Here is a 12,657-nt window from a genome sequence, read left to right as displayed (position 1 = left end):
TGGCTACCATTTCCTACACTTTTTTGACTAAGCGTGCATAAAAGAAACCATCACCACCATTAGTACTTGGTAATACTTGTAACCCAGCATCGGTTCCATCATTTAGACTGGCGTCATTATGTTTAGATAGGAAATTTTGTATTTGCTTTCCATTTTCTTCGGGCATAATTGAGCATGTCGCATAAAGTAGAGTACCGCCCGGTTTTAAATAAGGCCAGATAGCTTCGAGAATTTGAGCTTGTAGTTGCGCCAATTCATTTATATCCGAATCACGGCGTAGCCATTTAATATCAGGATGACGCCTAATAACGCCTGTAGCGGAGCAAGGTGCATCAAGTAAAATACGGTCAAATTGCTGATCTTTCGCCCATTTTTCAGGCTGTGTGCCGTCTCCTTGTATAACAACAGCATGTTGCTTAAGACGAATTAGATTTTCTTTCACTCTTTTAAGACGATATTCATCGATATCTACAGCAATAACATTCGCTCTAGGGGCTAATTCTAAAATATGGGTTGTTTTTCCACCTGGTGCTGCACATAAATCTAAAATACTTTCCCCATTTTGAGGTTCTAGCAATTCAGCGCAGCCTTGAGCTGAGACATCTTGTACTGTTGACCAGCCATCTTCAAAGCCCGGAAGACGAGATACTGCGGTGGGTTCATCTAACCGAATAGCATTTGGATGTGAGGGGTGCAAATGTGCGGTTATCTCAGATTGTTCTAGTAAGTTGAGATATTGTGCAGCAGTGTGATGTTGAGAGTTTACTCTTAACCACATAGGTGGGCGTTGATTATTTGCTTCAATAATAGATTGCCAATCCTCTGGATAGGCAGTTTGTAGGCGTTTTAATAACCAGCTTGGATGTAAATATTGGCTAGTGTTGTTAGTAATTCTTTCTTCTAATTGTACTTGTTGGCGTTGAAATGAACGCAACACGCCATTAATAAGCCCTTTTAATTGGGGTTTTTTCAGTGCTACTGCTCCATTTACTGTTTCTGCTAATGCAGCATGAGGCGGAATGCGAGTATAAAGTAGCTGATAGATACCTACCATAATTAAGTAATGCAGGGTTCTTTGTTTACCAGTTAATGGTTTTTCCATTAGCTGACTAATAAACCATTCAAGCTTAGGTAAATAACGTAAAACGCCAAAGCAAATTTCTTGTAATAAAGCTTTATCTTTATCATTGATATTGCGTTGTAAGTCAGGCAATACAGTGCTTAGTGATTGTCCGTTATCAAGGACTTGATTAATTGCTGTTGCCGCGATACTACGCAAATTATATGTGTTTTTCATATGGTGAAGATGAATATATTAGTGACTGAAATAAAACTGCCTGAAGGTATCAGGCAGTTTACAAGTTCGTTATGCTAGAATTTGCTCTGGAGTAAACCATTCGCGACGAGAGTTTAGGATATCTTGTGCACTCATTGCTTTTTTGCCAGGCGGTTGTAGCTGAGTAATATTTAGTATGCCATTTCCTGTGGCGATACATATACCTTTTTTATCAGCGCTAATAATTGTTCCTGGTTGCTTGTCATGTTCGTCGGTGAATACTTCAGCTTGCCAAACTTTAATGAGTTGCTCTTCAACCATGAAATAACTCATTGGCCAAGGATTGAAAGCACGAATACAACGCTCAATATGTACAGCATCATCTTGCCAATTAATGCGAGCTTCTTCTTTTGATAATTTTTCAGCGTAATTTGCTAATGAATCATCTTGTTTTTCAGCTGTGCATTGGCCTGAGGATAGCATTTCAACAGTATGAATTAATGCTTCTGGGCCTATTATTGCTAACTTGTCATATAACGAGGCGCTTGTATCACTAGGGTTAATTGGACAAATTGCTTTGTAAAGCATGTCTCCAGTATCTAAACCTGCATCCATTTGCATAATAGTCACACCCGTTTCAGTATCACCAGCCCAAATAGAACGTTGAATTGGTGCTGCTCCTCTCCAGCGAGGTAACAAAGAGCCGTGAACATTCAAGCAACCTAAGCGAGGAATATCGAGAACGGCTTGCGGTAGAATCAGGCCATAGGCAACAACTATCATTAAGTCTGCATTTTGGTTTTTTATCCACTGCTGGTTTTCGCTATCTTTAAGAGATACTGGTTGAAAAACAGGGATTTGGTGTTCTTCAGCGAGAACCTTGACAGGGCTCGGAGTTAACTTTTTACCTCTTCCCGCAGGTTTATCATGGCGAGTGAGGACGCCAACGATTTGGTGTCTAGTATCTAAGAGAGCAGCTAAATGTTTGGCCGCAAAATCGGGGGTACCCGCAAAAATAATTTTTAATGGCTCTGACACGTTAATTTCCCTATTTATATGTAGCGAATTAGCTATTTTTGGCTTCTTTTGCTCTTAGTCTGTCTAACTTTTCAACTTTCTGGCGGATGCGCTGACGTTTTAAAGGCGATAAATAGTCAACGAATAGTTTACCAACAAGGTGGTCCATCTCATGTTGGATACAGATAGCTAATAAACCATCAGCCTCCAGTTCAAAAGACTCTCCGTTATAGTTTAGCGCGCGAACTTTTACCTGCTCAGCACGAGGGACGAAGCCATGTTGTTCTGGAATAGACAAGCAACCTTCTTCGATCCCCGTTTCCCCTGATTTATCTAGTAATTCAGGGTTAATAAGAACTAAGCGATCATCACGAGTTTCAGACACATCAATAACGATGATTCTCTGGTGGATATCAACTTGTGTTGCTGCAAGGCCAATACCTTCTTCTTCATACATGGTATCGAACATATCATCAACGATACGCTGTATAGAAGCATCAACTTTGTCTACTGGCTTAGCAATTGTGCGTAAGCGTTCGTCTGGGTAATGTAATACGTTTAAGACTGACATAAATTTTTCGAGCAGTTTCCAAAATGTGAATGGGAATTAATGACTATTCTAGACATTTCTCATTCATATTGACAGTATTGGTTATGATTTGTTCACTGAAGAACCTATTTGTTGATGAGTCAGGATGACAATAATGAATATCCAAGAAATTTGGTTAAGAATGTCACAGGTTAAAAGGTTATTACCTCTGAATGCAGTAAGAATAATTAATGAGCTAAAACAACTAAATAAAATTAGCTATCAGACTTTACACCATCATGGTTTGAATGAAATACAGCAATTACAGTTTATGAATGTCTCTATGCACCGGCTTGAGAAAGTACAGGCATGGCTTTCAAATAAACATCATCAAATGATTACTTTCTGTGATTCCCATTACCCTTTTTTATTAAAGCAAATTTACCGTCCTCCTCTTTTATTATTTGTCGTGGGAAAAAGTGAATTATTGGTAACGCCACAAATTGCTGTAGTTGGAAGTCGTAGAGCAAGTGAATACGGCAGAATATGGACTAACCTATTTGTGAAGAGCTTTGTCCATCATGGTATAACCATCACCAGTGGGCTTGCATTAGGTATCGACGGTATAAGCCATAAGGCTGCCCTTGATAATCGAGGTGAAACAATTGCGGTTTTAGGTAGCGGGTTAGCGAATATTTATCCACGACAACATACTGAATTGGCTGAAAAAATCAAAAATTATGGTGCTTTGATTTCAGAATATTGGCCTGATGCACCACCATTACCTAAACAATTTCCCAAGAGAAACCGTATTATTAGTGGGTTAAGTAAAGCAGTTATTGTAATCGAAGCAGGGATGAAAAGTGGCTCACTGATAACCGCTAGGTATGCATTAGAGCAAAACCGCGACTTATTTACATTGCCTGCTCCATTAGGTAACTCTGCATTTCATGGCAACCATTGGTTATTACAGCAGGGAGCTTATCTATTAGCTGAACCTGAGGATGTTTTACAGCATATAGGTGATGGGTTAAATTGGATACAAACCGAATTACCTATAGAACAGGCACCACTTGAGTTTAATGTGGTAGAAAATAAAATTTTAGGTATGGTTGGGTACCAAGCGACACCAGTAGATGTCATTGCAGAACAAACCCAAATTCCAGTTACTCAAATTATTACCATATTAACTGAGATGGAAATTAATGGGGTAGTTAGCTCGGGGGCTGGTGGGTATACCAGAGTAACTTAGTTAAAAGCAACAGTAGAGAAAAACATGTCTAAACAACTGCCCTTCGATACAGAAAAAAATGAACATTGTCCAGAATGCGATTCTTTGCTTGTTATCCGCAATAGTTCACATGGGCCTTTTTTAGGTTGTTCAAGTTATCCACAATGTCATTATATGAGACCGCTAAGACCTACGGTGGAAAGTCATATAATTAAAGTATTAGAAGGTCAACATTGTCCTAAATGTAGTCACGACCTAGTGCTTAAGCAAGGCCGATTTGGCATGTTTATTGGTTGTAGTAATTATCCTGAATGTGAACATATTGAGCTAATAGATAAACCGGATGAAACTAAAATTTCTTGTCCTCAATGCCAAAAAGGGAATTTATTACAGAGAAAATCGCGTTATGGTAAAACTTTTTATGCTTGCGACAATTACCCTAACTGTCAGTTTATATTAAATAATAAGCCTATTAATGGTAAATGTAAGTATTGTGAGTATCCACTACTTATGGAAAAAAGGGGGGGACAGGGAGTAAGATTATTTTGTGCCAGCAAACGCTGCGGTAAACAACAAGAAGAATAATGAGTTAAAACTATGTCAAATATATCTACACCTGCAATTGAAAGTATTATTAGTTCATTACAACATGAGGAGGTTATTGCCTATCCAACAGAAGCCGTATTTGGTTTAGGTTGTGACCCTGATAGTGAAACAGCGGTATATAAGTTATTAGAGTTAAAGCAACGCCCTTGGGAAAAAGGATTAATCCTTATCGCTGATAGCTACGAGCAATTAAAAGACTATATAGATGATGAGCAACTAACAGAAGAACAAAAGCAAGCGATGTTTGCAACATGGCCGGGGCCAGTAACATGGGTGATCCCGGCAAAAGTAACGACTCCAAAATGGTTGACAGGTCGGTTTGATACCATCGCAGTGAGAGTTACAGACCATGAATTAGTAAAAAAATTATGCCGTCATTATGGCAAACCTTTGGTATCTACAAGTGCTAATTTAAGTGGGTTAGAGCCTTGTAGAACAACTGAGGAGGTTATTGCACAGTTCAACGGGGGTATTCCTGTTCTTGATGGAATGGTTGGTGGTCGTCAAAACCCATCTGAAATAAGAGACGCAAAAACAGGGCAACTATATCGTAAAGGATAATATTGATGGAAATGTTTGCGGTTTTTGGTAATCCAATTCAACACAGTAAATCACCTGTTATACATAAAATGTTTGCAGAGCAAACAGGGGTTTGCCTTGAATATGAAAAAGTCCTAGCACCAATCGAGGGATTCGAACAAAGTCTAATAGGTTTTTTTTCTCAGGGTGGAAAGGGCGCAAACATTACTTTGCCATTTAAGGAGCGTGCTTTTCAGGTTGTTTCTGAATTAACTGCAAGAGCTCAAGTTTGTGGCGCTGTTAATACGGTGATGAAGCTTGATGATAATCGATTGTTGGGCGACAACACCGATGGAATGGGGCTTTTGTTAGATTTACAACGTTTAAAGTTTGTTCATCCAAATAGCCGAATATTAATGATTGGTGCTGGTGGTGCGACACGTGGAGCATTATTGCCACTTTTAGAATATGGCTGTGATATCACTTTGACAAATAGAACCTTTTCTAAGGTTGAATCATTAGTTAATGAATTTTCAGCACTAGGTAAAATGTGCGGGAAAGAGATCTCACAGATCGTATCTGCTGATTTTGATCTGATTATCAATGCGACTTCATCTGGTGTAAGTGGAGAGGTTCCTGCAATCAATCCAAATGTGTTTAGCGATCAAGCTGCATGTTATGATATGTTTTATCAATCATCATTAACGCCCTTCCTTGAGTTTGCGACTCAACATCAAGTGACTAAAATAGCCGATGGCCTAGGTATGCTAGTAGGGCAAGCCGCGTTTTCTTTTAAACTATGGCATGGCATTCTTCCTGAAATTACACCTGTTCTATCTGCCTTATATAAGGAATTGAAAGGGTGAATCAGCAAATTCAATTCCCTGATAGAGAAGAGTGGGATGCGCTATCCAAGCAAGTACGCTTTCCTGTGTTGATCAGCGGAATGCTTGCGGAATGTGCAATTCCTCAGTCATTGTTATTTCAACGTTATGGTAAAGAAGAAACACCTTTGAGTTTATTTCAGCAGCATCGATGGGATATAGAAGAAGAGTTTGAAGCCTTGATTGAACAAGGCCTCGATGATGACGATGGGCTTTACATATTATCAGATGCTAAATAGTTATTTTTCCATTCGACATAGTTATTTGCTGAATAACGTAAATGACCTAACTCAGCATCAGTCAATTTTCGGATGGCTTTTGCTGGGCTCCCTGTATATAAGTAACCGGATTCGAGTCTTTTTCCTTGAGTTACTAAACTGTTAGCCCCAATAATAACGTCATCTTCTACTATAGCCCCATCAATGACAATTGACCCCATTCCAACCAGCACTCTATTTCCTATAGTGCAACCATGTAACATAACTTTATGACCAATGGTGACATCTTCTCCAATAATTAACGGGTTCCCCTCAGGGTTACTTGCGGATTTATGTGTGACATGTAGAACTGAGCCATCTTGAATATTGGTGCGTGCACCAATAGAAATATAGTTAACATCACCACGCAAAACAGAAAGAGGCCAAATACTGACATCATCAGCTATGCGAACATCTCCAATTACAACAGAAGATGGGTCAATGAAAACGCGTGCATTAATAGAAGGGTAAATACCTAAATAAGGACGTAAAAGTGTGTTCATAGTGATAACCATAAAAAGAAATAAAAGATAGCTGTTAAATAACCCATTAGTTCATTATGAATTTATGAGCCAGTAGGTTGCTAAAGCTAGAATTATAGGCATGAAGTCGTTTCTTTTATAACCGTTATGCGGTGAAAAAGCACAAGGTGGCTATTTTATCCGCAAACAGAGTTTTTTTTTAAAAAAAAGGTTGTGTAATTCTGAAGGCTCCCTATAATGCGCATCCGTTGTCACGACAAACCGGTTAGAAGAAAACTTCATAACCCAGTGATAACAGAGGTGAGAAAGAAAAAAGTTGAAAATAAACGCTTGACTTTCTAAATAAAAAACGTATTATACGACACCTCGCGACAATGACCTGATTCACAAAATCCGGTTCAAAAATCGAAAGATTCAGTCGCAACGCTCTTTAACAATTTATCAGACAATCTGTGTGGGCACTCACAGGACACTATCAAAAAAATATTTGATTTTAAGTCTTGAAGAGTGACTAACACGTTAATTCATATATATGAACTAATAGGTAATATGTTTTCGCAAGAAGACATACGACAGTAAACATTCTTTGAGCATCAAGCTACTTTTAATTGAAGAGTTTGATCATGGCTCAGATTGAACGCTGGCGGCAGGCCTAACACATGCAAGTCGAGCGGTAACAGGGGAAGCTTGCTTCTCGCTGACGAGCGGCGGACGGGTGAGTAATGTATGGGGATCTGCCTGATAGAGGGGGATAACTACTGGAAACGGTAGCTAATACCGCATAATCTCTCAGGAGCAAAGCAGGGGAACTTCGGTCCTTGCGCTATCGGATGAACCCATATGGGATTAGCTAGTAGGTGAGGTAATGGCTCACCTAGGCGACGATCCCTAGCTGGTCTGAGAGGATGATCAGCCACACTGGGACTGAGACACGGCCCAGACTCCTACGGGAGGCAGCAGTGGGGAATATTGCACAATGGGCGCAAGCCTGATGCAGCCATGCCGCGTGTATGAAGAAGGCCCTAGGGTTGTAAAGTACTTTCAGTCGGGAGGAAGGCGTTGATGCTAATATCATCAACGATTGACGTTACCGACAGAAGAAGCACCGGCTAACTCCGTGCCAGCAGCCGCGGTAATACGGAGGGTGCAAGCGTTAATCGGAATTACTGGGCGTAAAGCGCACGCAGGCGGTTGATTAAGTTAGATGTGAAATCCCCGGGCTTAACCTGGGAATGGCATCTAAGACTGGTCAGCTAGAGTCTTGTAGAGGGGGGTAGAATTCCATGTGTAGCGGTGAAATGCGTAGAGATGTGGAGGAATACCGGTGGCGAAGGCGGCCCCCTGGACAAAGACTGACGCTCAGGTGCGAAAGCGTGGGGAGCAAACAGGATTAGATACCCTGGTAGTCCACGCTGTAAACGATGTCGATTTGAAGGTTGTTCCCTAGAGGAGTGGCTTTCGGAGCTAACGCGTTAAATCGACCGCCTGGGGAGTACGGCCGCAAGGTTAAAACTCAAATGAATTGACGGGGGCCCGCACAAGCGGTGGAGCATGTGGTTTAATTCGATGCAACGCGAAGAACCTTACCTACTCTTGACATCCAGAGAATTTAGCAGAGATGCTTTAGTGCCTTCGGGAACTCTGAGACAGGTGCTGCATGGCTGTCGTCAGCTCGTGTTGTGAAATGTTGGGTTAAGTCCCGCAACGAGCGCAACCCTTATCCTTTGTTGCCAGCGATTCGGTCGGGAACTCAAAGGAGACTGCCGGTGATAAACCGGAGGAAGGTGGGGATGACGTCAAGTCATCATGGCCCTTACGAGTAGGGCTACACACGTGCTACAATGGCGTATACAAAGAGAAGCGACCTCGCGAGAGCAAGCGGAACTCATAAAGTACGTCGTAGTCCGGATTGGAGTCTGCAACTCGACTCCATGAAGTCGGAATCGCTAGTAATCGTAGATCAGAATGCTACGGTGAATACGTTCCCGGGCCTTGTACACACCGCCCGTCACACCATGGGAGTGGGTTGCAAAAGAAGTAGGTAGCTTAACCTTCGGGAGGGCGCTTACCACTTTGTGATTCATGACTGGGGTGAAGTCGTAACAAGGTAACCGTAGGGGAACCTGCGGTTGGATCACCTCCTTACCATTGAAGTGTTTTTGTGAAGTGCTCACACAGATTGTCTGATAGAAAGTAGAGCAATAGGCTATACGTGGGAGACTTATTCGAGAGAATAGGACTTACATGAGATACCGCAGCAGTATGTGCAATATCTTGTGTCCCCTTCGTCTAGAGGCCTAGGACACCGCCCTTTCACGGCGGTAACAGGGGTTCGAATCCCCTAGGGGACGCCAATTGCGCCGATATCGAGTGAAAGACGATGTCCCCAATAATGATTAAGCCAATTATATTGTAGTTGGTTTAACAATTATGCTCTTTAACAATCTGGAACAAGCTGAAAATTGAAAACAACGCACATTGTTTATCGCTTAAACAATGTGAGAGTCTCTCAAAATTTCAGACCTGAAATTTTCGGTCACAAACTCGAGCGGCATGCGCGAGCAGTGTGAAATTCAAGGCGGCCAGCGCACAGCAAGCGCAGCATACATAAGTATGTGAGCATTGCGCGCACTGCCCAACAAAGAAGGAATGCACGCACAGCCATGACAGTAAGGTGAACGTTGAAACAATTTCGGGTTGTGAGGTTAAGCGACTAAGCGTACACGGTGGATGCCTAGGCAATCAGAGGCGATGAAGGACGTGCTAATCTGCGATAAGCGTCGGTAAGGTGATATGAACCGTTACAACCGACGATTTCCGAATGGGGAAACCCAGTGCAATTCGTTGCACTATCGTTTGATGAATACATAGTCAAACGAAGCGAACCGGGGGAACTGAAACATCTCAGTACCCCGAGGAAAAGAAATCAACCGAGATTCCCCTAGTAGCGGCGAGCGAACGGGGAGCAGCCCAGAGTCTTAATCAGCATTAGCATCAGGAGAACGGTCTGGAAAGTCCGGCAGTAAAGGGTGATAGCCCCGTATCCGAAGGTGTTAGTGTTGTGAACTCGACGAGTAGGGCGGGACACGTGTTATCCTGTCTGAATATGGGGGGACCATCCTCCAAGGCTAAATACTCCTGATTGACCGATAGTGAACCAGTACCGTGAGGGAAAGGCGAAAAGAACCCCGGCGGGGGAGTGAAATAGAACCTGAAACCGTGTACGTACAAGCAGTGGGAGCCCCATCACTCAAGTGCCTCGGCAATTGAGTGACGGTGTAAAACCATCACAATAACAGCGCAGAATTTGCCAACAAGATTGGTCGATTTTTTCAAGCCGTCGCGCAGTGTACATCGAAGTACACGAGCAACGGAAGTTAAAAAATCGGGCAAGATTGGCCGCAAAGACAAGCGGGACATTTGAGGATGGGGTGACTGCGTACCTTTTGTATAATGGGTCAGCGACTTATATTCTGTAGCAAGGTTAACCGTATAGGGGAGCCGTAGGGAAACCGAGTCTTAACTGGGCGAATAAGTTGCAGGGTATAGACCCGAAACCCGGTGATCTAGCCATGGGCAGGTTGAAGGTTGGGTAACACTAACTGGAGGACCGAACCGACTAATGTTGAAAAATTAGCGGATGACTTGTGGCTGGGGGTGAAAGGCCAATCAAACCGGGAGATAGCTGGTTCTCCCCGAAAGCTATTTAGGTAGCGCCTCGTGAACTCATCTTCGGGGGTAGAGCACTGTTTCGACTAGGGGGTCATCCCGACTTACCAACTCGATGCAAACTACGAATACCGAAGAATGTTATCACGGGAGACACACGGCGGGTGCTAACGTTCGTCGTGAAGAGGGAAACAACCCAGACCGCCAGCTAAGGTCCCAAAGTCATAGTTAAGTGGGAAACGAAGTGGGAAGGCTCAGACAGCCAGGATGTTGGCTTAGAAGCAGCCATCATTTAAAGAAAGCGTAATAGCTCACTGGTCGAGTCGGCCTGCGCGGAAGATGTAACGGGGCTAAACTATGCACCGAAGCTGCGGCAGCGATATGTAAATATTGTTGGGTAGGGGAGCGTTCTGTAAGCCTGTGAAGGTGTGCTGTGAGGCATGCTGGAGGTATCAGAAGTGCGAATGCTGACATAAGTAACGATAATGCGGGTGAAAAACCCGCACGCCGGAAGACCAAGGGTTCCTGTCCAACGTTAATCGGGGCAGGGTGAGTCGACCCCTAAGGCGAGGCAGAAATGCGTAGTCGATGGGAAACGGGTTAATATTCCCGTACTGGTGATAATTGCGATGGGGGGACGGAGAAGGCTAGGCTATCCGGGCGACGGTTGTCCCGGTTTAAGGATGTAGGCAGGTGAATTAGGCAAATCCGGTTCACTATATGCTGAGGTCCGATGACGAGTCACTACGGTGATGAAGTAGCTCATGCCCCGCTTCCAGGAAAAGCCTCTAAGCTCTAGATTATCATTAATCGTACCCCAAACCGACACAGGTGGTCAGGTAGAGAATACTCAGGCGCTTGAGAGAACTCGGGTGAAGGAACTAGGCAAAATGGTGCCGTAACTTCGGGAGAAGGCACGCTGGCATTAGGTGAAGTGATTTACTCATGGAGCTGAAGCCAGTCGCAGATACCAGCTGGCTGCAACTGTTTATTAAAAACACAGCACTGTGCAAACACGAAAGTGGACGTATACGGTGTGACGCCTGCCCGGTGCTGGAAGGTTAATTGATGGGGTTATCCGTAAGGAGAAGCTCTTGATCGAAGCCCCAGTAAACGGCGGCCGTAACTATAACGGTCCTAAGGTAGCGAAATTCCTTGTCGGGTAAGTTCCGACCTGCACGAATGGCGTAATGATGGCCAGGCTGTCTCCACCCGAGACTCAGTGAAATTGAACTCGCTGTGAAGATGCAGTGTACCCGCGGCAAGACGGAAAGACCCCGTGAACCTTTACTATAGCTTGACACTGAACATTGAGCCTTGATGTGTAGGATAGGTGGGAGGCTTTGAAGCGTGGACGCCAGTCTGCGTGGAGCCAACCTTGAAATACCACCCTTTAATGTTTGATGTTCTAACGTTGCCCCGTTATCCGGGGTGCGGACAGTGTCTGGTGGGTAGTTTGACTGGGGCGGTCTCCTCCCAAAGAGTAACGGAGGAGCACGAAGGTTGGCTAAGCATGGTCGGACATCATGCGGTTAGTGCAAAGGCATAAGCCAGCTTGACTGCGAGAGTGACGGCTCGAGCAGGTACGAAAGTAGGTCTTAGTGATCCGGTGGTTCTGAATGGAAGGGCCATCGCTCAACGGATAAAAGGTACTCCGGGGATAACAGGCTGATACCGCCCAAGAGTTCATATCGACGGCGGTGTTTGGCACCTCGATGTCGGCTCATCACATCCTGGGGCTGAAGTAGGTCCCAAGGGTACGGCTGTTCGCCGTTTAAAGTGGTACGCGAGCTGGGTTTAGAACGTCGTGAGACAGTTCGGTCCCTATCTGCCGTGGGCGTTGGAAGATTGAAAGGGGCTGCTCCTAGTACGAGAGGACCGGAGTGGACGCACCACTGGTGTTCGGGTTGTCATGCCAATGGCATTGCCCGGTAGCTAAGTGCGGAAGAGATAACCGCTGAAAGCATCTAAGCGGGAAACTTGCCTTGAGATGAGTCTTCCCTGACCCTTAAAGGGTCCTAAAGGAACGTTTAAGACTAAGACGTTGATAGGTTGGGTGTGTAAGCGTAGCGATACGTTGAGCTAACCAATACTAATGAACCGTGAGGCTTAACCTGACAACACCGAAGGTGTTTTAGAGAGATTGAGTTGTTTTCGAGAAGTGAGAAGCCGAAAGGTGAAGGACAC

9 protein-coding genes, 1 tRNA gene and 2 rRNA genes are annotated in these 12,657 nt (G+C 43.9%); 8 read left to right on the top strand and 4 right to left on the bottom strand.

Annotated features, from left to right (window positions below):
- Positions 1–13 precede the first annotated feature (13 nt).
- The 3 genes from rsmB to def form a co-directional block, all read right to left on the bottom strand.
- Positions 14–1,297: a 16S rRNA (cytosine(967)-C(5))-methyltransferase RsmB gene (rsmB, locus tag P3L40_RS21470; protein WP_210853692.1), complete on the bottom strand. Its 1,284-nt coding sequence runs from the start codon at positions 1,295–1,297 to the stop codon at positions 14–16.
- A 69-nt stretch (positions 1,298–1,366) separates the two neighbouring features.
- On the bottom strand, positions 1,367–2,314 hold the full coding sequence (fmt, locus tag P3L40_RS21465) for a methionyl-tRNA formyltransferase (protein WP_210853690.1): 948 nt from the start codon (positions 2,312–2,314) through the stop codon (positions 1,367–1,369).
- A 28-nt stretch (positions 2,315–2,342) separates the two neighbouring features.
- Complete coding sequence (gene def, locus P3L40_RS21460) at positions 2,343–2,864, bottom strand: peptide deformylase (protein WP_004265511.1); 522 nt, start codon at positions 2,862–2,864, stop codon at positions 2,343–2,345.
- Between the two features lie 133 nt (positions 2,865–2,997).
- On the opposite strand from def, the gene dprA reads away from it, so the two are divergent.
- Genes dprA through P3L40_RS21435 form a run of 5 tightly spaced genes read left to right on the top strand, consistent with a single transcriptional unit; the run spans position 2,998 to position 6,301 of the window.
- Positions 2,998–4,074 carry a DNA-processing protein DprA gene (dprA, locus tag P3L40_RS21455; protein ID WP_036959221.1) on the top strand — a complete coding sequence of 359 codons (1,077 nt, stop codon included), beginning with the start codon at positions 2,998–3,000 and terminating at the stop codon, positions 4,072–4,074.
- 24 nt (positions 4,075–4,098) lie between these two features.
- Entirely contained in the window at positions 4,099–4,638 is a 540-nt protein-coding gene (locus tag P3L40_RS21450; protein ID WP_036959223.1) for a type I DNA topoisomerase, read from the top strand.
- A gap of 12 nt (positions 4,639–4,650) precedes the next feature.
- Positions 4,651–5,220 (top strand): L-threonylcarbamoyladenylate synthase type 1 TsaC, encoded by a 570-nt coding sequence (tsaC, locus tag P3L40_RS21445; protein ID WP_004265520.1) that lies wholly within the window; start codon positions 4,651–4,653, stop codon positions 5,218–5,220.
- Positions 5,221–5,225: 5 nt separating this feature from the next.
- Positions 5,226–6,044, top strand: coding sequence for a shikimate dehydrogenase (gene aroE, locus P3L40_RS21440; protein ID WP_004265523.1), 819 nt, complete (start codon positions 5,226–5,228; stop codon positions 6,042–6,044).
- A complete protein-coding gene (locus P3L40_RS21435) occupies positions 6,041–6,301 on the top strand; it encodes a DUF1488 domain-containing protein (protein ID WP_004265524.1) in 261 nt (86 codons plus the stop codon). The genes aroE and P3L40_RS21435 overlap by 4 nt, the downstream gene beginning before the upstream one ends.
- Here P3L40_RS21435 and P3L40_RS21430 read toward each other — a convergent pair.
- Positions 6,277–6,822, bottom strand: coding sequence for a gamma carbonic anhydrase family protein (locus P3L40_RS21430; RefSeq protein WP_036959227.1), 546 nt, complete (start codon positions 6,820–6,822; stop codon positions 6,277–6,279). The two genes, P3L40_RS21435 and P3L40_RS21430, sit on opposite strands and share 25 nt — an antisense overlap.
- A 584-nt stretch (positions 6,823–7,406) precedes the next feature.
- Between P3L40_RS21430 and P3L40_RS21425 the strand changes: the two genes are divergently transcribed.
- The 3 genes from P3L40_RS21425 to P3L40_RS21415 all read left to right on the top strand — a co-directional run bounded on the left by P3L40_RS21425 (position 7,407) and on the right by P3L40_RS21415 (position 12,587).
- Positions 7,407–8,946 (top strand): 16S ribosomal RNA (locus tag P3L40_RS21425).
- A 133-nt stretch (positions 8,947–9,079) separates the two neighbouring features.
- A tRNA-Glu gene (locus tag P3L40_RS21420) sits at positions 9,080–9,155 on the top strand.
- 349 nt (positions 9,156–9,504) lie between these two features.
- Positions 9,505–12,587 (top strand): 23S ribosomal RNA (locus tag P3L40_RS21415).
- Together the 16S and 23S rRNA genes with 1 tRNA gene alongside form the textbook arrangement of a ribosomal RNA operon.
- The last annotated feature ends 70 nt before the right edge of the window (positions 12,588–12,657 follow it).

The sequence above is a fragment of the Providencia sp. PROV040 genome, from assembly GCF_032706145.1.
In the GTDB taxonomy this organism is placed as follows: Bacteria; Pseudomonadota; Gammaproteobacteria; order Enterobacterales; family Enterobacteriaceae; genus Providencia; species Providencia hangzhouensis.
This window is presented reverse-complemented; position numbering and strand designations above follow the sequence as displayed.

Bases quoted from the DNA above. Each gene is read 5' to 3' on its own strand.
- rsmB (WP_210853692.1), bottom strand. From the start codon at position 1,297: ATGAAAAACACATATAATTTGCGTAGTATCGCGGCAACAGCAATTAAT.
- tsaC (WP_004265520.1), top strand. From the start codon at position 4,651: ATGTCAAATATATCTACACCTGCAATTGAAAGTATTATTAGTTCATTA.
- aroE (WP_004265523.1), top strand. From the start codon at position 5,226: ATGGAAATGTTTGCGGTTTTTGGTAATCCAATTCAACACAGTAAATCA.
- P3L40_RS21450 (WP_036959223.1), top strand. From the start codon at position 4,099: ATGTCTAAACAACTGCCCTTCGATACAGAAAAAAATGAACATTGTCCA.
- def (WP_004265511.1), bottom strand. From the start codon at position 2,864: ATGTCAGTCTTAAACGTATTACATTACCCAGACGAACGCTTACGCACA.
- P3L40_RS21430 (WP_036959227.1), bottom strand. From the start codon at position 6,822: ATGAACACACTTTTACGTCCTTATTTAGGTATTTACCCTTCTATTAAT.
- dprA (WP_036959221.1), top strand. From the start codon at position 2,998: ATGAATATCCAAGAAATTTGGTTAAGAATGTCACAGGTTAAAAGGTTA.